This is a genomic window from Pseudomonas chlororaphis (assembly GCA_001023535.1).
In the GTDB taxonomy this organism is placed as follows: Bacteria; Pseudomonadota; Gammaproteobacteria; order Pseudomonadales; family Pseudomonadaceae; genus Aquipseudomonas; species Aquipseudomonas chlororaphis_E.
Map to the genome: position 1 here is coordinate 453314 of CP011020.1, position 24167 is coordinate 477480.

Consider the following 24167-nt stretch of genomic DNA (forward strand, 5'->3'; position numbering starts at 1 on the left):
TGGTTGACGAATGAAGATCGGTGTAATCGGTGGCGGCCAGTTGGGTCGCATGTTGGCCCTGGCGGGGACGCCGCTGGGGATGAACTTCGCTTTCCTGGACCCAGCGCCGGACGCCTGTGCCGCCGCGCTGGGTGAGCACCTGCGGGCCGATTACGGCGATCAGGATCACCTGCGCCAGTTGGCCGATGAAGTCGATCTGGTGACTTTCGAGTTCGAAAGTGTCCCGGCTGAAACGGTTGCCTTCCTGTCCCAGTTCGTCCCCGTCTACCCAAGCGCCGAGGCGCTGCGGATCGCTCGCGATCGCTGGTTCGAAAAGAACATGTTCAAGGACCTGGGCATTCCTACCCCGGCCTTCGCCGACATTCAATCCCAGGCCGATCTCGACGCGGCCGTCGCCGCCATCGGCCTGCCGGCTGTCCTCAAGACCCGCACCCTGGGGTATGACGGCAAGGGCCAGAAAGTTTTGCGCAGCCCTGAAGACGTGGCCGGCACCTTTGCCGAACTTGGCAGCGTGGCCTGCCTGCTGGAGGGCTTCGTGCCGTTCACCGGGGAAGTCTCGCTGATCGCCGTGCGTGCCCGCGACGGTGAGATCCGCTTCTACCCGCTGGTGCACAACACCCACAAGGACGGCATCCTCAAACTGTCCGTCGCCAGCACCGACCACCCGCTGCAAGCCTTGGCCGAGGATTATTCCAGCCGGGTGCTCAAGCAGCTCGACTATGTCGGCGTCATGGCGTTCGAGTTCTTTGAAGTGGACGGTGGCCTCAAGGCCAACGAAATCGCCCCGCGTGTGCACAACTCCGGGCACTGGACCACCGAAGGCGCCGAGTGCAGCCAGTTCGAAAACCACCTGCGGGCGGTGGCTGGCCTGCCGCTGGGGTCGACCGCCAAGGTCGGTGAAAGCGCGATGCTGAACTTCATTGGCAAGGTGCCGGACACCGAGAAAGTCCTGGCGATTGCCGACTGCCATCTGCATCACTATGGCAAGGCCTTCAAGGCCGGCCGCAAGGTGGGTCACGCCAACCTGCGTTGTGCTGACCGGGCGACCCTTGCCCAGCAGATCATCCAGGTCGAGGCGCTGATCGCCGAGCAATAATCTGAAACATTGTTGGAACCATTCGTCGGCCGAATTCTCTCATGGCAAGGTGCCAAAGTCTGACTAGGCTTTGGCATGACGCTCAATCAAAAGGGGAATTGCCATGGGAATCATCGGAACCATCTTTATCGGCTTGATCGTCGGCCTGCTGGCACGCTTCCTGAAACCGGGCGATGACAGCATGGGCTGGATCATGACCATCCTGCTCGGTATCGGCGGTTCGTTGGCAGCCACCTACGGCGGCCAGGCCCTGGGCATTTACCAGGCCGGCGAAGGCGCGGGCTTCATCGGTGCCCTGGTGGGCGCGATCGTGCTGCTGGTGATCTACGGCCTGATCAAAAGAAACTGATTCAAATGCGACAAAGCCCTCTGCTCGCGGCGCGCGCAGGGGGCTAGAATGCTCGGCGTTCCACCCTTTCCTCATTGCCGAGCCCGTTCATGCGCCGTCTAGTGTTGACCCTTCTTTTGCTAGGCAGTGGCCTGGCCCATGCTGCCGAATTGCCGGAAACCGATTGGCTCGAGCTGATGCCCAAGTCGGACCAGAAGGCCCTTGAGGCCATGCCTGAAATCGACCACAACTCCCCCGAAGCCGACGGCACGTTCACCAATAAAGGTGGCCTGAAGCAGAGCAAGGGGTTGCCGGCGGTGATGTATTCGACCAAGACCGTGGCGTCGATGAACGACAAGCACATCCGCATCGGCGGCTATCCGGTGCCGTTGGAAGCCGACGCCAAGGGCCGCAGCACGCTGTTTTTCCTGGTGCCTTACCCGGGTGCCTGCATCCACGTCCCGCCACCGCCGCCCAATCAACTGGTGCTGGTGCGCTACCCCAAGGGCTTGAAGCTGGACGACATCTACACACCGCTGTGGGTGATCGGCACGCTAAAGATCGAAAAGGTCGACAACGACCTGGCCAGCGCCACCTATGCGCTGGACGCGGAAAAGGTGAGGGTGGTGAAGGAAGCTGATCTGTAACGCAGAAACGCTTTGTAAAACTCCATGCTGGCCTTTCATCCAATTGTCATATTTCAGCCATAGAGTGTTCACACGGCTTACCGATACTTGGCCGACTTAACACACCCTATCTGCTAGGAGTAAGGCATGAAACTGAAGCGTTTGATGGCGGCAATGACCTTTGTCGCCGCTGGCGTTGCGACTGCCAACGCGGTTGCCGCTGTTGACCCTGCGATCCCGAGCTACACCAAGACCACTGGTGTGTCGGGCAACCTGTCCAGCGTCGGCTCCGATACCCTGGCCAACCTGATGACCTTGTGGGCCGAGAACTACAAGAAAGAATACCCGAACGTAAACATCCAGATTCAGGCCGCCGGTTCCTCCACCGCGCCGCCCGCACTCACCGAAGGCACCTCCAACCTGGGCCCGATGAGCCGCAAGATGAAGGACAACGAGCTGCAAGCCTTCGAGCAGAAGTACGGCTACAAGCCAACCGCTATTCCAGTGGCGGTCGACGCCCTGGCGGTGTTCGTACACAAGGACAACCCGATCCAGCACCTGACCATGGAACAGGTTGACGCGATCTTCTCGTCCACCCGTCTGTGCGGCGGCAAAGCCGACGTCAAGACCTGGGGCGACCTGGGCGTGACCGGTGACCTGGCCAACAAGCCGGTGCAACTGTTCGGCCGTAACTCGGTATCCGGCACCTACGGCTACTTCAAGGAAGAAGCCCTGTGCAAAGGCGACTACAAGGCTAACGTGAACGAGCAGCCTGGTTCGGCTTCGGTCGTGCAGTCCATCAGCTCTTCGCTCAACGGCGTGGGCTACTCGGGCATCGGCTACAAGACCGCCAGCGTGAAGACCGTGGCCCTGGCCAAGAAAGGCAGTACTGAGTACATCGAAGACACCGAAGAAAACGCCCTGAACGGCAAATATCCGCTGTCGCGTTTCCTCTACGTGTACGTCAACAAGGCTCCGAACAAGCCTCTGGCCCCGCTGGAAGCCGAGTTCGTGAAGCTGGTCCTGTCCAAGCAAGGCCAGGAAGTCGTGGTCAAGGATGGCTACATCCCACTGCCAGCCAAGGTCGCCGCCAAGGCGCTGGCTGACCTGGGTCTGTCGGAAGGCGGCAACGTCGCCAAGAAGTAACGCCTGAGTCCGGGCCAATGCCCGGGCTTTCTGTGGGAGCGAGCTTGCTCGCGATAGCGGTGGGTCTGTCGACACTGATGTTGAATGTGGCGCCCTCATCGCGAACAAGCTCGCTCCCACACACTAATTTTCTCTCCGCTGCCGGTTCCCACGGGCGGCGGTTTTGTTGCGTCACTGCATTGTCATCTTTCTGTCATACAGGATCGCTAGGGTGTGCGCATGAATGATCTGGCCAATTCCACAATGACTACGACTTCCCCTCCCAAGCGCATTGACTTCAATACGCCTGAGCTGCAACGCAAGCGCCGTGTCCGTGCGCTCAAGGATCGCCTGACCCGCTGGTACGTCCTGGTGGGCGGCCTCGCGGTACTCGCGGCCATTACCTTGATCTTCTTCTTCCTGGCCTATGTAGTGCTGCCCCTGTTCCAGGGCGCGGACCTGACCGCCAAGGACCCGATCACCCCGGCCTGGATGCAAGACGCCGGCAAACCCCTGATGATTGCCATCGAAGAACAGAACCAGGTGGCGATGCGGGTTTCCGACAAGGGCCAGGCGCTGTTTTTCGACGTTCACAATGGTACCGAGCTGCGCCGCGTCGATCTGCCGATCCCGGCCGGCGCCAGCGTGACGTCCATCGGTGAAGACCAGCCCGGCAGCCCGCTGGTGGTGATCGGTTTGTCCAACGGCCAGGCCCTGGTGTTCCGTCACACTTATAAGGTCAGCTACCCGGACGGCAAGAAAACCATCTCGCCCGCTGTCGAGTACCCGTACGGCGAAACGCCTATCGCCTTGAACGAGCAGGGTGCCGCGCTGGAGCATGTCAGCCTCAACGCCACCGATTCGACCCTGCTGCTCGCCGGTTCCAGTGGCGCCCAACTGCAGGTGCTGTCGCTGACCAGCGAAGAAAACATGATGACCGGCGAAGTCACCAGCGAGCAGACGCGCATCGACTTGCCGCAGATGACCGAGCCGGTGAAGAACATCTTCGTCGACCCACGCCAGCAATGGCTGTATGTGATCAACGGACGTGCCCAGGCCGACGTGTTCAGTCTGCGGGACAAGAGCCTCAACGGGCGCTACAAACTGCTGGAAAACGGCGAAGCCCAAGTCACCGCGTCGACCCAGCTGGTGGGCGGCATTTCGCTGATCGTCGGCGACTCCAAGGGTGGTCTGAGCCAGTGGTTCATGGCACGCGATCCTGACGGCGAGCAGCGCCTGAAGCAGATCCGCAGTTTCCAGATGGGCACCACGCCGATTGTCGAGATCACTGCCGAGGAGCGTCGCAAGGGCTTCGTTGCCCTCGATGCGTCCGGCAAGCTCGGGGTGTTCCACAGCACGGCCCATCGCACGTTGCTGGTGGACCAGGTGGTCGACGGCCAGGGCCTGTTCGGCATGTCGCCACGGGCCAACCGGTTGATCGTCGAGCAGGGCGGCAAGCTGCAACCGCTGACGCTGGATAATCCGCACCCGGAAGTCTCGTGGAGCGCGTTGTGGAGCAAGGTCTGGTACGAAAACTACGACGAACCCAAGTACGTCTGGCAATCGACCGCGGCCAACACCGACTTCGAGCCCAAGCTGAGCCTCTCGCCGCTGACCTTCGGTACCCTCAAGGCGGCGTTCTACGCGATGTTGCTGGCGGCACCGCTGGCGGTCGCGGCGGCGATCTATACCGCCTACTTCATGGCTCCGGGCATGCGCCGCAAGGTCAAGCCGGTGATCGAGCTGATGGAAGCGATGCCGACGGTGATCCTCGGTTTCTTCGCCGGCCTGTTCCTGGCGCCGTACGTCGAAGGCCACCTGCCGGGCATCTTCAGCCTACTGATGTTGCTGCCGATCGGCATCCTGGTGGCCGGCTTCGTCTTCAGCCGCCTGCCCGAGTCCGTGCGCCTGAGGGTGCCGGATGGCTGGGAAAGCGCCTTGCTGATCCCGGTAATTCTGTTCGTGGGCTGGCTCTCGCTGTACATGAGTCCGTACATGGAAGCCTGGTTCTTCGGCGGTGACATGCGCATGTGGATCTCCCATGACCTGGGCATCACCTACGACCAGCGTAACGCCCTGGTGGTCGGCCTGGCGATGGGCTTCGCAGTGATCCCGAACATCTACTCCATCGCTGAAGACGCCGTGTTCAGCGTGCCACGGGGCCTGACCCTGGGCTCCCTGGCCCTGGGCGCCACGCCGTGGCAGACCATGACCCGCGTGGTGATCCTCACCGCCAGCCCGGGCATTTTCTCGGCCTTGATGATCGGCATGGGCCGCGCGGTGGGTGAAACCATGATCGTGCTGATGGCCACCGGTAACACCCCGGTCATGGAAATGAACCTGTTCGAAGGCCTGCGCACCCTGGCGGCCAACGTGGCGGTGGAAATGCCCGAGTCGGAAGTCGGCGGCAGCCATTACCGCGTGCTGTTCCTGTCGGCGCTGGTGCTGCTGTTGTTCACCTTCGTCATGAACACCCTCGCCGAGCTGATCCGTCAGCGTCTGCGCAAGAAATATTCGTCGCTTTAAGAAAGGTAGAAGTCTGTGAAACAGAACTCCCTGAAAGGATGGTTCAAGAGCGGCGCCCCCGGCGTCTGGATCAGCGGTGGCGCGGTGTCCATCGCGGTCATCATGACCATTGGCCTGCTGGCGGTGATTGCCGTGCGCGGCCTGGGCCACTTCTGGCCGGCGGACCTGATCCACGCCAACTACAACGTGCCGGGCATGCCTGCGCACCTGGTGGTGGGCGAGGTGGTGCAGAAAGAAGAAGTGCCTCGCGAGCGGCTCAAGAGCGCCGGCCTGCCGGTGCCCGACGAAGGCCCGGAATTCATGATCCGCGAGCTGGTCAAGGTGGGCAACCGTGACCTGAACGGCACCGACTTCACCTGGATCGTCGGCGACTGGCTGACGAACCAGACCACGCCACCGGAACTGATGGCCATCGAGCGTCGTGAGTGGGGCAACTTCTACGGCTACCTGGTCAACGTCAAGGAAGATGGCAAGGTCATCGCCGAGGGCGAGGCTGCCTGGCCGCAGTTGCAGACCCGCATTGCGCGGGTCAACAAGCTCGCCGCGGAACTCAAGACCCTGGAAAAATCCGACATCGGCGCGATCAACGCCGGCCTGGAACGTATCCGCCTGCACGGGCGCAAGCTGGAGCTGGAGGGCAAGCTCGACGCCGCCGCCCAAGCTGACATGGCCAGTGAGCGGGCCGAGCTCGACGCCCGCTACAAGGACATCGAGGCGCGCCTGGCCGACCTGCACGCGCAGTTCAACCGCGACAGCCTGACTGCCCGCGACGCCAACGGCAAGGAAGTGGAGATCGGCATTGGCAAGGTGGTGCACGCCTATCAGCCGAACGGCATGGGCACGCTGACCAAGCTGGGCTTCTATTTCAGCAAGGTCTGGGAGTTCCTCAGCGACGACCCGCGTGAAGCCAACACCGAGGGCGGCATCTTCCCGGCGATCTTCGGCACGGTGATGATGACCCTGATCATGGCGATGATCGTGACCCCGTTCGGCGTGCTGGCCGCGGTCTACCTGCGTGAGTACGCTCGCCAGGGGCCGATGACCCGCTTGATCCGCATCGCGGTGAACAACCTGGCGGGGGTTCCGGCGATCGTCTACGGCGTGTTCGGCCTGGGCTTCTTCGTCTATGTGCTGGGTGGCTCGGTGGACCGTCTGTTCTTCCCCGAAGCCCTGCCGGCGCCGACCTTCGGCACCCCCGGTCTGCTCTGGGCGTCGCTGACCCTGGCGCTGCTGGCGGTCCCGGTGGTGATCGTGGCGACGGAAGAAGGCCTGGCGCGGATCCCGCGTACCGTGCGCGAAGGCTCCCTGGCCCTCGGCGCGACCAAGGCCGAGACCTTGTGGAAAATCGTCCTGCCGATGGCGAGCCCGGCGATGATGACCGGCATGATCCTCGCCGTGGCCCGTGCCGCCGGTGAGGTGGCGCCGCTGATGCTGGTGGGTGTGGTGAAGCTGGCGCCGTCGCTGCCGCTGGACGGCAACTACCCGTACCTGCACCTGGACCAGAAGATCATGCACCTGGGCTTCCATATCTATGACGTGGGCTTCCAGAGCCCGAACGTCGAGGCCGCACGGCCGCTGGTATACGCCACGGCGCTGTTGCTGGTGCTGGTGATCGCCGTCTTGAACCTGTCGGCGGTATGGATCCGTAACCACCTGCGCGAAAAGTACAAAGCATTGGATAGCTGACAGCGCTTAGCCACGAGCGGCAAGCTAGAAGCCGCCTCTGCCCAAACTTGCAGCTTGCAGCTCGAAGCTTGCAGCTACGAACGGAGTGAGACCATGCAACACGAAGCACATACACACGGCATCAACATGTCGGCCCTGGGCCGCGACAAGCAGAGCCTGGACCTGGCCCAGGAAACCGTCGCCATCGAAGTGCCCGGCCTGAGCCTGTTCTACGGCGAGAAACAAGCGCTGTATGACGTCAGCATGAACATCCCGAAGCAGCGCGTCACCGCGTTCATCGGCCCGTCGGGTTGCGGCAAGTCGACCTTGCTACGCACGTTCAACCGCATGAACGACCTGGTGGACGGTTGCCGCGTCGAAGGCGAGATCAACCTCTACGGCAACAACATCTACCGCAAGGGCGAGGACGTGGCCGAGCTGCGTCGTCGCGTGGGCATGGTGTTCCAGAAACCGAACCCGTTCCCGAAAACCATCTACGAGAACGTGGTCTACGGCCTGCGCATCCAGGGCATCAACAAGAAGCGTATTCTCGACGAAGCCGTGGAATGGGCGCTCAAGGGCGCGGCGCTGTGGGACGAGGTCAAGGACCGCCTGCATGACTCGGCCCTGGGCCTGTCCGGCGGCCAGCAGCAGCGCCTGGTGATTGCCCGCACCATCGCCGTGGAACCCGAAGTGCTGCTGCTCGATGAGCCATGCTCGGCCCTGGACCCGATCTCGACGCTGAAGGTCGAGGAGCTGATCTACGAGCTCAAGTCCAAGTTCACCATCGTCATCGTGACCCACAACATGCAACAGGCGGCGCGAGTGTCCGACTACACCGCGTTCATGTACATGGGCAAACTGGTGGAATTCGGCGACACCGATACCTTGTTCACCAACCCGGCCAAGAAACAGACCGAAGACTACATTACGGGCCGCTATGGCTAGCGGTAGCTGCGAGCCGCAAGCTTCAAGCGGCAAGTAAAAGCAGTTTAGCGTAACGACACATATCAGCTTGCAGCTTGAAGCTTGCAGCTCACAGCTTTTGCGGAGCAAAACCATGATTTCGAAGGAAGGCCTTACTCATCACATTTCCGCACAGTTCAATGCCGAGCTCGAGGAAGTGCGCAGCCACCTGCTGGCCATGGGCGGCCTGGTGGAAAAGCAGGTGAACGACGCGGTGACCGCGCTGATCGAGGCCGACTCCGGCCTGGCCCAGCAGGTGCGCGAGATCGACGACCAGATCAACCAGATGGAACGCAACATCGACGAAGAGTGCCTGCGCATTCTGGCCCGTCGTCAGCCGGCGGCGTCCGACCTGCGCCTGATCATCAGCATCTCCAAGTCGGTGATTGACCTTGAACGGATCGGCGACGAAGCCACCAAGATCGCCCGTCGTGCCATCCAGTTGTGCGAAGAAGGCGAAGCGCCCCGTGGTTACGTCGAAGTGCGCCACATTGGCGACCAGGTGCGCAACATGGTTCGCGACGCGCTGGATGCGTTCGCCCGCTTCGACGCCGACCTGGCGTTGTCGGTGGCCCAGTACGACAAGATCATCGACCGCGAGTACAAGACCGCCCTGCGTGAGCTGGCGACCTACATGATGGAAGACCCGCGCTCCATCTCCCGGGTGCTGAGCATCATCTGGGTCCTGCGTTCCCTGGAGCGTATCGGCGATCATGCGCGCAACATCTCCGAACTTGTGATCTACCTGGTGCGCGGTACCGATGTACGGCACATGGGGCTCAAGCGCATGAAGGAAGAAGTTGAAGGCACCCCGTCCGAAACCGCTAATGTTCCAGGCGAGACGGACGATAAGTAAGATTGCCAAGAAAAGCGCCCGGCCTTCTGGTCGGGCTTTTTTTTGGGTTTTTTTTAATCGAAAGCAGCACCCCGTGAACGAAAAGTCCCGGCGTGACTGACGGTTTTTGGCAATGTGCCATCAGTAAAAGCGGTATGCTTGCCGGGATTTTTTAGAGGTGTATCTGGATGAGTAAGGTCAGTGTGTTGGTCGTGGATGATGCGTCGTTCATTCGCGACCTGGTGAAGAAGTGCCTGCGCAATTACTTTCCGGGCGTGCGCATCGAAGACGCGGTAAACGGCAAGAAAGCCCAGGCCCTGCTGGCCCGCGAGGCGTTCGACCTGGTGCTGTGCGATTGGGAAATGCCCGAGATGTCCGGCCTGGAGCTGCTGACCTGGTGCCGTCAGCAGGACAATCTCAAGGGCATGCCGTTTGTCATGGTGACCAGCCGTGGCGACAAGGAAAACGTCGTCCAGGCGATTCAGGCCGGCGTGTCCGGCTACGTCAGCAAGCCGTTTACCAACGAACAGTTGCTGACCAAGGTCAAGCAGGCCCTGCACAAGGTCGGCAAGCTCGACACCCTGATGAACAGCGCCCCGACCAAGATGAACTCGGCGTTCGGCAATGACTCCCTGAGTGCCCTCACCGGGGGCAAGGCCGCTCCGGTCGTGGCGGCTACGCCTGCCGTTGCCGCCGCCAGGCCGGCCGCCGCGGCGCCTGCACCTGCTGCCGCCGCTGCGGCGCGTGGCCTGCTCAACAGCCCACCGGTCAAGGCCCCTGCTGCCGCCGCGCCGGCTGGCAATCGTGGCCAGGGCCAACTGCGTCTGTCCAGTGGCACCCAGCAATGCGTGATCAAGGCCCTGAGCCTCAAGGAAGCCTTGCTGGTGGTCAAGCGCAGCGACAACCTGCCCCAAGTGCTGGAAAGCGCCGTGCTGGACATGGAGCAGGGCGACAACGCCGAGACCGCACGCCTGAACGGCTACCTGCACGCCATCGTCGCTCACGAGCAAACGCCTGACAGCGAATGGCTGCAACTGACGTTCCGCTTCGTCGACAAAGACCCGCAGAAACTCGACTACATCTCTCGCCTGATCGCCCGCGGCACCGCCCAGAAGCACTTCGTACCGGGCGCCTGATCCGGCGGCGCCCTTCAGGCAGCCTTCGCGAGCAAGCCCGCTCCCACACTCGATCCAGTGAACACTGAAGATCCCTGTGGGAGCGGGCTTGCCCGCGAAAGGGGCCATCGAATTCACCGCGTGCTCTGATCCAATTTTGAAACATCCGTCGACTACGCTGGTCCATCCCAGCTGCTAGGCTGCTGTGCAGGCCTTCATCTTTCGACAGAACCTTTGCCCATGCTCGCGCCCCTGTTGTTCGCCTGCGGTCTGGTCCTGGCCTCCACCTCGGCCATGGCCATGACCATCTACAAATCCACCGACGCCAACGGCGTGGTGTCCTACAGCGACCGCCCGAGCAAGGGTGCCCAGGTGTTCGTGTTTCGCGACCGCATGGTCGAACACCTGGAACGGCAGGTGTTTCTCGATATCAAGAAGCAGAAGGGCGCGGACGCGGTGTTCGTGCGCAATGACCTGTACGCCCCGGTGGAGATCGAGTTGAGTTTTGCCGGGCTGGGCAACGTGAGCGGGGCGCCGAGCCGGCCGATCCGCAGGGTACTGCCGGCGCGCAGCAACCTGCGCCTGGCGCTGCTCACGGCCACCCAACCCGGCAGGCCGCTGGTGTATACCCCAAGGTTCGAATACTCCCTGGGCGACCCGGCAGGCGCGGCACAGGCCTATCGTTACCCGTTGCCGTGGCGGGGTGGGCCTTTCCGGCTGAGCCAGGGCGCCAACGGCCAGTACAGCCACTACGGGCCGAAGAACCGCTACGCCATGGACATCGCCATGCCCGAAGGCACACCGATCATCGCGGCGCGGGGCGGGGTGGTGATCAAGACCGAGAATGAGCAGACTGGCCGTGGCGACGATCCCTCGGGCAACTTCGTGCGGGTGCTGCACGACGACGGGACCATGGGGGTCTACCTGCACCTGCAGAAGGGTTCGGTGAGCGTGCGCGAAGGGCAGCGGGTGACGGTGGGCTCGCCTTTGGCGTTGTCCGGCAATACCGGCAACAGCTCCGGCCCGCACCTGCATTTCGTGGTGCAGCGCAATACCGGGCTGGGGCTGGTGTCGATTCCGTACCAGTTCGATCGACCGGTGGGAGAGCTGCCCAACTTTGCGTTGGGCAAGCAGTAGCATGGTGGTGTGCTAAGGGCGCTTTTGTGGCGAGGGGATTTATCCCCGTTGGGCTGCGCGGCAGCCCCAAAATGCAGCTCCAATCTACCTGTCACACCGAGTCGCCTGGTTTCAGGGCTGCTGCGCAGCCCAACGGGGATAAATCCCCTCGCCACAGAGCCTTGTGCTCAATCGAGCATCAACACCTTCGCCAGGATGATCTTCGGCCCTTTCATCTTCTTGATGATGATCCTCAGGCCTTCGACTTCCAGCACTTCTTCCTCTTCCGGCACGCGCTTGAGGGTTTCATAGACCAGCCCGGCGAGGGTTTCGGCCTCGATGTGGTCCAGGTCGATCCCCAGCAGGCGCTCGACCTTGAACAACGGCGTGTCGCCGCGTACCAATAGCTTGCCCGGCTGATACGCCAGGATGCCGCGCTCGGCCTTGCGGTGTTCGTCCTGGATATCGCCGACTAGCACTTCCAGCACGTCTTCCATGGTCAGGTAGCCGATGATGTTGCCGTCGGCTTCCTCCACCACGGCGAAGTGCGAGCCGCCCTTGCGGAACTGCTCCAGCAACTGCGACAGCGGCATGTGCCGCGACACGCGCTCCAGGGGCCGGGTCAGCTCGGCCAGGTTGAACGACTCGGGAATGTGATCCAGGGCCGCCAGCTCCAGCAGCAGGTCCTTGATGTGCAGCAGGCCGACGAACTCCTGGCGCTCGCTGTCGTACACCGGGTAGCGGCTGAACTTGTGGCGACGGAACATCGCCAGGATTTCCTTGAGCGGCGCGTTGAACTCCAGCGTGACCAGGTCTTCCCGGGAGTTGGCCCAGTCCACCACTTCCAGTTCGCCCATTTCCACGGCCGACGCCAGGACGCGCATGCCCTGGTCGCTGGGGTCCTGGCCGCGGCTGGAGTGCAGGATCAGTTTCAGTTCTTCACGGCTGTAGTGATGTTCGTGATGCGGGCCGGGCTCGCCCTGTCCGGCGATGCGCAGGATGGCGTTGGCGCTGGCGTTGAGCAGGTAGATCGCCGGGTACATGGCCCAGTAGAACAGGTACAGCGGCACGGCGGTCCACAGCGACAGCAGTTCGGGCTTGCGGATCGCCCAGGACTTGGGCGCCAGCTCGCCGACGACGATGTGCAGGTAGGAAATGATGAAGAAGGCAGTGAAGAACGAAACCGCCTTGATCACTTCCGGTGACTGCACGCCCACCGCGCCCAGCAGCGGCTCGAGGATGTGGGCGAACGCCGGCTCACCGACCCAGCCCAGGCCCAGCGAGGCGAGGGTGATGCCCAGTTGGCAGGCCGACAGGTAGGCGTCGAGCTGGCTGTGGACGGTTCGCAGGATGTGCCCGCGCCAGCCGTTCTGCTCGGCGATTGCCTCGACCCGGGTCGAGCGTAGCTTGACCATGGCAAATTCGGCTGCAACGAAAAAGCCGTTGAGCAAAACCAGGATCAGAGCGAAAAGAATCATGCCGAATTCGGCGAAGAGTGTAACGAGGGACAAGCCAGGGGAAGGGTCCATGATGGAGTTTTGCAGGTTCCGTATTAGCCGTAAAAGTAGGAAATCAGTGCCTGAAAAGGCAGGCACAAGTCAGCCAATGTAGCGGCTGACTCGGCTGTTGCCTAGGGGGCAATGCCGGCCGGTATCAATCGGCCGGGCTGGCGAGGCGCGCGCGAACCACTTGTGCCGGGGTGAAATGGCAGGTGAACGTGCTGCCATGGCCGGGCACGCTGCTGATTTCCATGCGCCCGCGATGACGCAGCAGCACGTGCTTGACGATCGCCAGGCCCAGGCCGGTGCCCCCGGTGTTGGAGTTGCGGCTGGAGTCGACGCGGTAGAAGCGTTCGGTCAGGCGCGGCAGGTGCTTGCTGTCGATGCCGATCCCCGAGTCCCGCACGCTCAGGTGCGCGCCTTGCTCGTCGCCCCACCAGCGCACGTGGATCCGGCCTTGCTCGGGCGTGTACTTGACCGCGTTGAACACCAGGTTGGAAAACGCGCTGCGCAGTTCCGCCTCGCTGCCCTTGAGCTGCACGCCCGGGTCGGCTTCCAGGGTGATGGTCTGTTGCTTGGGGCCGGACAGTTCCTGTGCGTCCTCGGCAATGGTCTGCAGCAGGTCGTCGATGGGCACCGGCTGGTTGTCCGACGGATAGTCGGTGGCCTCCAGCTTCGCCAGCAACAGCAAGTCGTTGAGCAGGGTCTGCATGCGCCCGCTTTGCTGGTGCATCTGCTGCAAGGCTCGGGTCCAGCGCGGGTTCACCTCCTCGACGTTGTCGAGCAGGGTTTCCAGGTAGCCGCAGATCACCGTCAACGGCGTGCGCAGTTCGTGGGACACGTTGGCGATGAAGTCTTTGCGCATCTGCTCCAACTGGTGGATGCGGGTCACGTCCCGCACCAGCATCAGGTGCTCGTTGTTGCCGTAGCGCGTGATGTACAGCTGGATCCGCAGCCGGTCGTTGGTGGGCGAGGGGATTTCCAGCGGTTCGGCGTAGTTGTCCTGCTCGAAGTATTCCTTGAAGCGCGGATGGCGCACCAGGTTGGTCACCGGCTGGCCGCTGTCCTGGGGCGTCTTGAGGCCCAGCAGGGTCTCGGCGGCGCGGTTCCACCATTCCAGGTTGCCTTCGCTGTCGAGCATGATCACGGCGTCCTTGAGGGCCGCGGTGGACTCCTGGACCCGGTCGATCACCGCTTGCAGGCGCCCGCGCACGCGCTGGTCCCGCCGTTGCAGGTGGTAGATGCTGTCGAACACTTCGCCCCACAGGCCATAGCCGTCGGGCGGGGCTTCGTCGGGTTGGTGCAGGCGCAGCCATTCGTGCAGGCGCAGCAGTTGCTTGAGGGTCCAGGCCAGGTACAGCCCCAGGCCCGCAGCCAGGCTCCAGCCGTAGTAGCCGGTGATCAGGCCGACGACCAGGCTGCCGGTCACCAGCAACAACATGTGGCGAATCAGGGTGCCATGCCAGTTTTGATTCACGGGGCTTCCTTTCGAAGCAGCTGAAAGCTGCAAGCTTCAAGCTGCAAGTTTGAAGCGGGTCGATAATGGCTTTTACTTGCAGCTTGTAGCTCAAAGCTCGCAGCTGCTTTTCTCATGCCTTCGTCGAAAAACGATACCCGGTGCCGCGCACGGTTTGTACCAGATTCTCGTAGGCATCGCCGAGGGCCTTGCGCAGGCGTCGGATGTGCACGTCCACGGTGCGTTCCTCGACGTAGACATTGCCGCCCCAGACCTGGTCCAGCAGTTGCCCGCGGGTGTAGGCGCGTTCCTGGTGGGTCATGAAGAATTGCAACAGGCGGTATTCGGTCGGGCCCATCTCGGCGGGTTTGCCGTCGATGGTTACGCGGTGGCTGATCGGGTCCAGCAGCAGGCCGCCGACTTCGATCGGCGCTTCGCCATCGGTCGGCCCGGCACGGCGCAGCACGGCCTTGAGGCGCGCCACCAGCTCGCGCGGGGAAAACGGCTTGGTGATGTAGTCGTCGGCACCGACTTCCAGGCCCTGGATCTTGTTGTCCTCTTCGCCCTTGGCGGTGAGCATGATGATAGGGATGTCCCCGGTCAGCTCGTCGCGCTTGAGCCGGCGCGCCAGTTCGATGCCGGACGTGCCGGGCAGCATCCAGTCCAGCAGGATCAGGTCGGGCTTGCGGTCGACGATGATGGCGTGGGCCTGTTGAGAGTTCTCTGCTTCCATGCAGTCATAGCCGGCCATCTCCAACGCAACGGCAATCATCTCGCGGATGGGCGCCTCGTCGTCGACGATCAGAATGCTCCTGCCAACCATGGGGTAATCCTCTTGTCATTTAACTGTCTTGCGCCGCATTAGATAACGGAATTATTGCAGTCGTGTGACAACAATTTCATTGACCGGCGATGTGGGGGATCCTGGGCTAAGCTTTCAGTCCGAATCCTGACAACCACAAAAGAAGGTTTCCATGACTCCGATGACTGTTTCTTTCAAAGCCCTGCTGCTGGCGGCTGCCGTGGCCCTGCCTGGATTGGCCATGGCTGCCGATCCCGCAATGGAGAAGGACGGCATGTTTACCGACCATAAGGGCATGACTCTCTACACCTACGACAAGGACGCAGACGGCAAGTCCAACTGCAACGGTCAATGTGCGGAAAACTGGCCACCGCTGATGGCTGGGAGCGATGCGAAGACGATGGGCAAGTGGACCGTAGTGAAACGTGATGATGGTTCGATGCAATGGGCATACGACGACGATCCGTTGTACACCTACAAAGGCGACGAGAAGGCCGGTGACAAGGCCGGTGAGGGGAAAGGCGGCGTCTGGCACATAGCCAAGCCTGACTGACTCGGGTCTGCCAAGAGACGATGTGGCGAGGGGATTTATCCCCGTTGGGCTGCGAAAGCAGCCCTAAGGCCGCGATCCCAGTCTGCCTGACACTACGAGATGTCAGGTTTCAGGGCTGCTTCGCAACCCAGCGGGGATAAATCCCCTTGTCACAAAAAGCGCCGCTCAGCGCAGCGCGTAATCCAGCACGATCCCCACGAAAATCGCCATCCCGGCCCAATGGTTGTGCAGGAATGCCTGGAAGCAGCGCATCCGGTCCTTGCCGCGGGTGTACCAGAACTCCCAGGCAAAGCACGCGGCAGCGGCGACCAGGCCCAAGTGGAACCAGCCGCCGAGCTTGAACTGCGAGCCGGCCAGCAGCAGGCAGCCCAGGGCCAGGCCTTGCAGGGTCAGGATGATCGCCCGGTCGGCATCGCCAAACAGAATCGCCGTGGATTTCACGCCGATTCGCAAGTCATCGTCCCGGTCGGTCATCGCGTAATAGGTGTCGTAGCCCACCGTCCACAGCAGGTTGGCGATGTACAACAGCCACGCGGCTGCCGGCAGATGGCCGGTTTCGGCGGTGAAGGCCATCGGCATGCCCCAGGAGAACGCCGCGCCCAGCACCACTTGCGGGTAATAGGTGTAGCGCTTCATGAACGGGTAGGTGCACGCCAGGGCCAGCCCGCCCAGGGACAGCAGGATGGTCGGCGCGTTGGTGCACAGCACCAGCAGGAAACTCACGGCCATCAGCACGGCGAAGAACACCAATGCCTCTTTCGAACTGATCTTGCCACTCGCCAAAGGGCGCTGCGCGGTGCGCTTGACGTGGCCGTCCACCTTGCGGTCGGCCCAGTCGTTGATCACGCAACCGCCGGCGCGGGTCAGCACCACGCCGAGGACGAAAATCACGATATTGGCCAGGGAGGGCGAGCCTTCACCGGCGACCCACAGCGCCCACAGTGTTGGCCATAACAGCAGGTAGATGCCGATGGGCTTGTCCATGCGGGTCAGTTGCACGAAGTCCCAGGCCCGAGGGTTCAGGCGGTTCAGGGATTTGAGCAGTTGCAGGTACATCAGCAATTCTCCGAATAGGCACGGGCGACCGTCCACACGCGTGGCAAGAAGACTTCCGCCACCAGCACGCTCAGCGCGCCGCGGTCGAAGCGCGAACGGCGGCCCCACAGTTCACGGCGGCGCACATCGGCCGGCAACCATTGTTCGGGGTAATGGCAAACCTCGATGGCCCGGCGCTGGAACGCCTGGTCGCAAAACAGCAGTTCGCCCAGGGAGCGGCTGCCCAGTTCATCCAGGTGCAACCCGTCGCCCTGCAACGCACTGCGCGCCGCCACGCTGCGGGCAAATACCCACGGCTCGCCGTGACCGCGCAGGTACACCTCGCGCACCCAGCCCTCGCTGCCGTGCGCCAGGTCCAGAGCCGCGCATTCATCGTCGCGCAGCGGTTGCCAGCCTTCGAACAGCGGCGTCACGCTGAAGTGATCGTCCGACAGGCTCGTCAGGCGGCGGGTCAGGGAACCTTCGTCGAACAACCAGTCGAGTACACAGGCATCGGGACGGGGCGACAGCAGCGGCCCGGGCAGCCATTGGAGTGTAGGAAATATCGAATTTGTCGGCGGCACAGAGGTCATGAATGGCAGCAAATGAGGCCGCGAGCTTACCATGTCGGTCGGCGATGTTGACGGGTTGGACCTGCCGTCGTTCCGATCACGCTTGCATCTGGCGCGACCGATCAGTACAAAACGCCCTGAGCCGGAAGGGCGTTCTCATCGACCCGACCAATACCGGCAAACGCCTGACACCTGAGGAAGTACCTGAATGAAGAAGTGGCAATGTATCGTCTGCGGCCTGATCTACAACGAAGCCGAGGGTTGGCCCGATGACGGCATCGCCGCCGGGACCCGTTGGGAAGACGTACCGGCAGACTGGCTGTGCCCGGACTGCGGCGTCGGCAAGATGGATTTCGAAATGATCGAAATCAACTAAGCGAACCCCTGACCGTTTCCCTGGATGGAGAGCAACATGAGCGCACCTGTCGTCATCGTCGGTACTGGCCTGGCCGGTTACAACCTGGCCCGGGAGTTTCGCAAGCTCGATAGCGAAACCCCCTTGCTGTTGATTACCGCCGACGACGGTCGCTCCTACTCCAAGCCGATGCTCTCCACCGGCTTTGGCAAAAACAAGGATGCCGACGGCCTGAGCATGGCCGAGCCGGGGGCCATGGCCGAGCAGCTCAAGGCCGAGGTCCGCACCCATACGCGCATCAGCGGCATCGACCCGGGGCACCAGCGGCTGTGGATCGGCGAGGAAGCGGTGAACTACCGCGACCTCATCCTGGCCTGGGGCGCCGAAACCGTGCGTGTGCCGGTACAGGGCGACGCCTCGGACCTGATCTTCCCCATCAACGACCTGGAGGACTACGCGCGCTTCCGGTCCGCCGCTGCCGGCAAGCGCCGGGTGCTGCTGCTCGGCGCCGGGCTGATTGGCTGCGAGTTCGCCAACGACCTGATCCTGGGGGGCTACGAGGTGCAACTGGTGGCCCCGTGCGAACAGGTGATGCCGACGCTGTTGCATCCGGCGGCCGCTGCGGCGGTTCAGGCCGGGCTGGAGAGCCTGGGGGCGCGGTTCCACCTGGGCCCCGTGCTCAATCGCCTGCAACGCGGCGCCGACGGGCTTGAGGCGCACCTGTCCGACGGCCAGGTGATTGCCTGCGACCTGGTGGTGTCGGCCATCGGCCTGCGCCCGCGCATCGACCTGGCGGCGGCTGCCGGCCTGGTGGTCAATCGCGGCGTGGTGGTCGACCGTCATTTGAAGACCTCCCACGCCAATATCTACGCCCTGGGCGACTGTGCCGAGGTGGATGGCCTGAACCTGCTGTACGTCATGCCCCTGATGAGCTGTGCCCGGGCCCTGGCCCAGACTCTGGCGGGCAACCCGACCGCCGTGAGCTACGGCCCCATGCCGATCACCGTGAAAACCCCGGTGTGCCCCCTGGTGGTGTCGCCACCGCCTCGCGGCCGAGAAGGCGTGTGGAGCGTCGAAGGGCAGGGCGCCGACATCAAGGCACTGTGTCGCGACGCCCAGGGCAACCTGCTGGGCTATGCCCTGACCGGCGCCGCGGTGATGGAGAAACTGGCGCTGAACAAGGAACTTCCGGGCTTGCTGGCGTAAATACTGGTCGTTCTGTCGCAAAAACCCTACTTTTGACCCCACAAAGGTCGTTCGGACACTGGCGTCGTCCTCGGCCCCGTGCCATTCTCACTCCCGTCTGCCGCAGTGTAGAGCCTGCGGCGCCTTAGGGGCTGTTCCACAGAGAGCAGCACGGACATAACAACAAAAAAACCGTCAAAGGGGCTTCATTCATGCGTAAACCAGAACTCGCCGCCGCCATCGCGGAAAAAGCAGACCTCACCAAAGAACAAGCCAACCGCGTCCTCAACGCGGTACTCGAAGAAATCACCGGCGCCCTGCACCGCAAGGACAGCGTCACCCTGGTGGGCTTCGGCACCTTCCTGCAACGCCATCGCGGCGCCCGCACCGGCAAAAACCCACAAACGGGTGAGCCAGTGAAAATCAAGGCCAGCAACACCGTTGCCTTCAAACCGGGCAAGTTCTTGAAGGACAGCGTTAATCCGTAATTGCTACGGGCTCTCCGGACTGGGGGATAAAGCAACCACGAAAAAGGCACACCGAGGGAGTCGGGTGCCTTTTTTTTGAGCGCGCGATTTGTCCCGCCGGTTACGGCATGCTCATCAGTGCCATGCGCAGGCGTCTGATCAGTTTCGGGGTCTTGAGGCAATCGGCCGGGCGCTTGTTGTCCAGGGCCGGGACGACCTGTTCCAGCCACCACAGGCCTTCCTTGAGGCCGCGTTTGCCGTAGAGCACGACGGCCATGTCGAGGTGGCCGTCCATGGCCTTGGCCAGTGCGCGGGCGTTGTCGTCGAGGTAGTCCTCTTCATACAGGCGCACGAACGTTTGCCAGTCGGCATCGCCGACGTATTCGTCTTCCAGTCCCATGTCAGAATCCGTCAAAGGAGATCAAGTTGCTGCCGGTCGGGTTTCGCGCCGACGGCGCCAGGATCCCATCGTAACCATTGGCCTTGGCCCACGCACCAATCTGGTGGGTCTGGGTGTATTTGTTGCCGGTGATGCTCTTGAGGGACACGCCCAGTTGCTTGCGGACATCGGCCCGGGTCAGGTCGAGGACGTTGTTGAGCTGGACCTTCTTGCTCACCAGCACCCGCGTGGACAGGTCCACGCCCCAGTGGTTGACCTCGCCCATGGCGGTCTTGCGCGAGTTGGCGCCGTATACCCCACCCAGCCCCGGCGCGGTGTACCGGTGGCGGGCGGCCACGTTCCACTTGTGCGCCGTCCAGGTCGTGCTGATCCGCCCCGGCTCTTCGAATCGATACACCGTCCGGTTGACCTTGCGGCCCTTCGGCGGGGTGCTGCACTTCATCAACCCCAAGGGGTCGACCCAGCTCACCGGGTTCGGCGCGTACTGGTAGAGGTTCAGGCCACCGGCCAGGCCAATGGGGTCCGGCGTGGTGAAGCGGCCGATGTCCGGGTCGTAGAAGCGCAGGGTGTTGTAGTGCAGGCCGGTTTCCCGGTCCAGGTACTGGCCCTGGAACCGCAGGTTCTGCTCTTCGATGTAATACGGCTCGCGCAACTCTTCGGCGGTGTTGCCCCACACCTGATAACGGGCCCGCCACAGCGTATGGCCGTCGCTTTCCGACAGTTGCTCGGGCTGGCCGTTGAAGTCGTTGTGGTAGTAACGGACTTTCTGCTGCTCGCCCAGGCCATCGACCCTGGCCAAAGGCTCGTGGCCGTCGTCGGCGTAGATGTAGAGGCTGGTCTGGCTGTTGCGGTGCTCCTGTAACAGTTGCAGCGCATCCCAGGTGAAGCGGGTGCGGCCCAGCAGCGTCGCGTGGCGGTCGTACTCGGCCTTTTCGATGCGCCTGCCCAGCGGGTCGTAGGTCATTTTCACGACCGAGCCGTTGTCGTTATGCACCTGAACCAGGCGCTGCTCGGCGTCGTACACGAACCGCTGCACACCGCGCTGGCTGCTGCGCTTTTCCACCATGCGGCCGAAGCCGTCGTAGCGGTAGCGCTTGTCCTGATAGGTCAGCAAGCGGTTATGGGCGACGTGCCCCGTGCCCATCAGCCCGTCGAGCAGGTTGGCGGCCGGATCGTAGGCAAAGCCTTCGCGCTGGCCCTGGAGGTTGTCCTGGCTGGCGAGGATCCGGCCGGTGGCGTCGTAATGCAGCAGTTGGCGATGAGGCGTTTCGGGTTGGTTGTCGAAGCGCTCCACCAGTTGATCGCTGCCGTCATAGGCAAACAGCGACTGCGCCGCCGGCGGCAGCAACGTCGACTGGCCTTGCTGGCGGCGCTGCCGGGCCCGTAGGCGCCCGCTGCGGTCGTACTCGCTGCGGGTACTAAGGCGGCCCTGGGTGCGCAGCACTTCGCGGTGCAGGCGGTCGCGCTCGAAATCGCTGATGACCCTGCCGTCGAGGTTGATCTGGTGCAGATGCCCGCTGCCGTAGTGCAGGCGATTCAGCCAGCGGCCATCGGGGAGCTGCGTCTGGGTGAGGTTGCCCAGTTCGTCGTAACGATGCTCCAGGCTGCCGGCCCAGCCCTGTTCGGCGATCAGTTGCCCAAGCGCGTCATAGCCAAAGCCGATGCTCTGCTGTTCACCGGTCAGGCCGGTGAAGGTGATGGCGTTGACCTGGTCGAGGTCGTCATAGCGGTACTCGGTGCGCCCGTCGGCGGTGACCTTGGCAACCAACCGGCCCACGGCGTCGCGTTCCAGCTCATGGACGATGGGGGCTTGTGGCGCGAGGTCCAGGTCGGTGCTGCCGGGAACGGCGATGGCTTCCACACGGGTGACGTTGTCCAGCGGGTCATAGGCGTAGCGCTTGAGACTGCCGTCCAGGCTGTGCTGGGCACTCAGGCGGTCGCCGGCGTCCCAGGCGAACCGATAGCTTTCGCCATTCTCGTTGGTCAGCGCCAGCAACCGCCCGTAGTTGTCGTAGCTCAGTTCGATCCGCCGGCCATGGGCGTCGGTGCGCAGGCGCAGTTGCCCGCTCGGGGTGTGCTGGAAACGGGTGGTGTGCCCGGCGGGATCGCTGTAGCCGATCAACTGGCCGCTGGCATCGCGCTGATAGTGCTCGGTGCGACCGTCCGGCAGTTGCTTGCTCAGCAACCTGCCTTGGTCGTCATAGCTGAAGCGCGTGCGCTCGCCCAACGCATCGCTGCTGCTGACCAGCAGCCCGCGTTCGTCGTAGCTCAGCCGGGTGGTGTAGCCAGAGCAGTCGGTGTGTTCGCTGAGTTGTCCGAGGGCCGTCCAGCGCATCGTCTTGCGCTTGCCGCTGGCATCGATGACATCCACCACCTGGCCGTGGGCATCGTGGCGATAGCGGGTGACGTGGCCCAGCGGGTCGGTTTCACGGATGCGGTTACCCCGCGCGTCATAGCGGTACTGCCAGGTATTGCCGGCCGCGTCGGTTTCCGCCAGGGGCAGGGCCCAGTGTTCGAGCCACAGGGTCGACTCGCTGCGTCCGAGCGGGTCGAGGGTCTGGCACAGATTACCTGCTTCGTCATAGCTGAACTGATGCTGCCCCCCGTTGGGGTCGGTCGCGCCCAGCAGTTGGCTTTCATCGTTCCACTGGAACGTCCAGGTGCGGTCCAGGGCATCGGTGGTTTCGAGGATCTGGTAGCGGGCATCCCAGCGCCGGGTACTGCGGCGGTTCAAGCCGTCGGTGATGCGCGTGACACCGGCGGCCAGGTCATAGGTGAAGGTGTAGGTGTCGCCGGCGTCGGTCCAGTGGCGGACCACGCGCCATTCCCGGTCTTCGATCAGCGCCCATTCGTAGAAGCAGCGCAGGCCGGTGGGCAACTGGTGCTCCACCATCCTCCGCCCGAGGTCGTAGGCGTAGCGCCGCTTGACCTGGCTGTTGGACTGGCGAACTTGGGCCAGGTCCCCCTGGCTGTCGTAGTCGTAGTGCATCAGCACGTCGCGACGCTGGTCGGGGTAGAGGCGCTCGATCCGGCTGACCCGGTGTGGCCAGCGCGCGTCGTAGGCCAGTTCGGCCTGCACCAGGTCGAAGGTGTCGCGCAGGCGCACCAACCGCCCGCTCTCGTCGTAATCGAGGTGGATGCGGTTGTCGTTGCGATCGCCCAGCTGGTTGAGGCGCAGCAAGGCCGCGTTCCCCGGCGCCGGTGCGAACAGGCGGTACAGGCCGTCCGCGCTTTCGATCAGCAGTTCGCCGTTGAGGTGCCGGCGCACGTTGAGCCCTTCGCCTGGGCTGAACACCGCGCCGCCCAGGGGAATCGAACCCATGTCGATGCGCCGGCCCTGTTCGTCGGTGTAGACCAGGGTCTCGCCACCCTCGGGATGGGGCAGGATCTCGACGCGCACCTCGTAGGCCACGCTCCAACCGGCGCCGAACAACCCTTCACGGCGCTCGTCGCGGCTGTTGTAGAAACGCTGCCAGTCGATCGGCAGGATGCCTGGCAGGACGAAGTCCAGTTCCTCGACATCCCCCAGCACCTTGGCCCCGGTGGCGGCATGCACCGGGTTCGACGAACCCATGGCCGCATTCGCCGCCGCGCCCATCGCGCTGCTGACCGCCATCGATGCTGCGCCGCCAATCAGCATGCAGGGCAGGTTGCTCAGGAACTTGCCCTTGCCGCCCTTGAGCATCAGCAATGCCGTGACGGCCAGTCCCACGCCGGGTGTCTTGCCGCTGCGGATCTCGCGCACCACCACGGTACCGCCGCCGATGGTCACGTCAGGGGAAATCAAACCGGACGACACCACGGTCGCCTCGCAAGTGCTGCGGTCGCCGCTGCGCACGGCGGGTTGGCCGTTGATGGTGACCTTGTCCGAGCCTTCGGCCAAAAACTGCGGCGGCATCGGCGGATGTTTCAGGCAGGTGATCATGTCCAGCGGCTTGGGCACGGCGCCGGGCGCGGGCGTGGCGACGGTGGGGCGCCACATCTGCGAGAAGAAGCTCTCGGCCATGTCCAGATAGCTGGGCTCGGGCTGCGGCTCCTCGAGTTCGGTGCCGGCGGGCGCGACATGGGACTCGATGGCCCCGGCGGCGCGGGCCGCTGGAATGTTGTTGGTCAGGGTGTCGGTGGAGCCGGTGAGGATGTTGGCCTGCACCGTGGGCGGAAAGAGAGCGTTGCCGATGCCCTCGCATAAATTGCTCAAGCCTTTGTCGGCCCCGGTCTTGCTCATGGCGATGCCCACCACTGCACCAACCACCGCGCCAAGCAGGAAGCAACCGAGCCCACCGGTGGCCACGGTGATGCCGGTGGCTGCTACCACGGCGGCGGTGGCGACAGCGGTGATGGCGATGTTGGCCGCCACTTCCAGGACGCCGCCGAGAATGTCGGCCATCATCGAGGTGTGGTTCAGCGCATCGCCCAGGCGTGCGGCCCAGAGCGCGTCAGACATG

Annotated in this window: 21 protein-coding genes; 14 read left to right on the forward strand and 7 right to left on the reverse strand. The window is 63.2% G+C overall.

Annotated features, from left to right (window positions below):
* The first annotated feature begins 10 nt into the window (after positions 1-10).
* The 10 genes from VM99_01855 to VM99_01900 all read left to right on the forward strand — a co-directional run bounded on the left by VM99_01855 (position 11) and on the right by VM99_01900 (position 11419).
* Positions 11-1096 (forward strand): phosphoribosylaminoimidazole carboxylase, encoded by a 1086-nt coding sequence (locus VM99_01855; protein AKJ96852.1) that lies wholly within the window; start codon positions 11-13, stop codon positions 1094-1096.
* Positions 1097-1199: 103 nt separating this feature from the next.
* Positions 1200-1445, forward strand: a complete 246-nt coding sequence (locus VM99_01860) for a transglycosylase (protein ID AKJ96853.1) — start codon at positions 1200-1202, stop codon at positions 1443-1445.
* Positions 1446-1534: 89 nt separating this feature from the next.
* On the forward strand, positions 1535-2071 hold the full coding sequence (locus VM99_01865) for a lipoprotein (GenBank protein AKJ96854.1): 537 nt from the start codon (positions 1535-1537) through the stop codon (positions 2069-2071).
* 126 nt (positions 2072-2197) lie between these two features.
* On the forward strand, positions 2198-3196 hold the full coding sequence (locus VM99_01870; protein ID AKJ96855.1) for a phosphate-binding protein: 999 nt from the start codon (positions 2198-2200) through the stop codon (positions 3194-3196).
* 219 nt (positions 3197-3415) lie between these two features.
* Positions 3416-5701 (forward strand): phosphate ABC transporter permease, encoded by a 2286-nt coding sequence (locus VM99_01875; GenBank protein ID AKJ96856.1) that lies wholly within the window; start codon positions 3416-3418, stop codon positions 5699-5701.
* Between the two features lie 15 nt (positions 5702-5716).
* Complete coding sequence (locus VM99_01880) at positions 5717-7387, forward strand: phosphate ABC transporter permease (protein AKJ96857.1); 1671 nt, start codon at positions 5717-5719, stop codon at positions 7385-7387.
* Positions 7388-7480: 93 nt separating this feature from the next.
* Positions 7481-8314, forward strand: coding sequence for a phosphate ABC transporter ATP-binding protein (locus VM99_01885; protein AKJ96858.1), 834 nt, complete (start codon positions 7481-7483; stop codon positions 8312-8314).
* Between the two features lie 112 nt (positions 8315-8426).
* Positions 8427-9188 carry a transcriptional regulator PhoU gene (locus VM99_01890; protein AKJ96859.1) on the forward strand — a complete coding sequence of 254 codons (762 nt, stop codon included), beginning with the start codon at positions 8427-8429 and terminating at the stop codon, positions 9186-9188.
* A gap of 167 nt (positions 9189-9355) precedes the next feature.
* Entirely contained in the window at positions 9356-10303 is a 948-nt protein-coding gene (locus VM99_01895) for a chemotaxis protein CheY (GenBank protein ID AKJ96860.1), read from the forward strand.
* A 219-nt stretch (positions 10304-10522) separates the two neighbouring features.
* A complete protein-coding gene (locus VM99_01900) occupies positions 10523-11419 on the forward strand; it encodes a peptidase M23 (GenBank protein AKJ96861.1) in 897 nt (298 codons plus the stop codon).
* A 167-nt stretch (positions 11420-11586) separates the two neighbouring features.
* On the opposite strand, the gene VM99_01905 is transcribed toward VM99_01900, so the two are convergent.
* From VM99_01905 to VM99_01915, 3 genes are all read right to left on the reverse strand, one after another.
* Positions 11587-12927, reverse strand: coding sequence for a CBS domain protein (locus tag VM99_01905; GenBank protein ID AKJ96862.1), 1341 nt, complete (start codon positions 12925-12927; stop codon positions 11587-11589).
* A 124-nt stretch (positions 12928-13051) separates the two neighbouring features.
* Positions 13052-14374, reverse strand: coding sequence for a histidine kinase (locus VM99_01910; protein AKJ96863.1), 1323 nt, complete (start codon positions 14372-14374; stop codon positions 13052-13054).
* Positions 14375-14486: 112 nt separating this feature from the next.
* Positions 14487-15176 carry a transcriptional regulator PhoB gene (locus VM99_01915; protein AKJ96864.1) on the reverse strand — a complete coding sequence of 230 codons (690 nt, stop codon included), beginning with the start codon at positions 15174-15176 and terminating at the stop codon, positions 14487-14489.
* Between the two features lie 151 nt (positions 15177-15327).
* On the opposite strand from VM99_01915, the gene VM99_01920 reads away from it, so the two are divergent.
* Positions 15328-15708, forward strand: a complete 381-nt coding sequence (locus VM99_01920; protein AKJ96865.1) for a hypothetical protein — start codon at positions 15328-15330, stop codon at positions 15706-15708.
* 165 nt (positions 15709-15873) lie between these two features.
* On the opposite strand, the gene ubiA is transcribed toward VM99_01920, so the two are convergent.
* Both ubiA and VM99_01930 read right to left on the reverse strand, forming a co-directional pair.
* Positions 15874-16764, reverse strand: a complete 891-nt coding sequence (gene ubiA / locus VM99_01925) for a 4-hydroxybenzoate polyprenyltransferase (protein ID AKJ96866.1) — start codon at positions 16762-16764, stop codon at positions 15874-15876.
* Positions 16764-17327: a chorismate--pyruvate lyase gene (locus VM99_01930; protein ID AKK01669.1), complete on the reverse strand. Its 564-nt coding sequence runs from the start codon at positions 17325-17327 to the stop codon at positions 16764-16766. The genes ubiA and VM99_01930 overlap by 1 nt, the downstream gene beginning before the upstream one ends.
* 196 nt (positions 17328-17523) lie before the next feature.
* Here VM99_01930 and VM99_01935 point away from each other — a divergent pair, with 196 nt between their 5' ends.
* The 3 genes from VM99_01935 (at position 17524) to VM99_01945 (ending at position 19343) form a co-directional block, all read left to right on the forward strand.
* Entirely contained in the window at positions 17524-17691 is a 168-nt protein-coding gene (locus VM99_01935; protein AKJ96867.1) for a rubredoxin, read from the forward strand.
* Positions 17692-17727: 36 nt separating this feature from the next.
* Positions 17728-18876: a pyridine nucleotide-disulfide oxidoreductase gene (locus VM99_01940; GenBank protein AKJ96868.1), complete on the forward strand. Its 1149-nt coding sequence runs from the start codon at positions 17728-17730 to the stop codon at positions 18874-18876.
* Between the two features lie 191 nt (positions 18877-19067).
* Positions 19068-19343, forward strand: coding sequence for an integration host factor (locus VM99_01945; protein AKJ96869.1), 276 nt, complete (start codon positions 19068-19070; stop codon positions 19341-19343).
* A gap of 100 nt (positions 19344-19443) precedes the next feature.
* On the opposite strand, the gene VM99_01950 is transcribed toward VM99_01945, so the two are convergent.
* Positions 19444-19722, reverse strand: coding sequence for a hypothetical protein (locus VM99_01950; protein ID AKJ96870.1), 279 nt, complete (start codon positions 19720-19722; stop codon positions 19444-19446).
* A gap of 1 nt (position 19723) precedes the next feature.
* Positions 19724-24166, reverse strand: coding sequence for a type IV secretion protein Rhs (locus VM99_01955; protein ID AKJ96871.1), 4443 nt, complete (start codon positions 24164-24166; stop codon positions 19724-19726).
* Between the last annotated feature and the right edge of the window lies 1 nt (position 24167).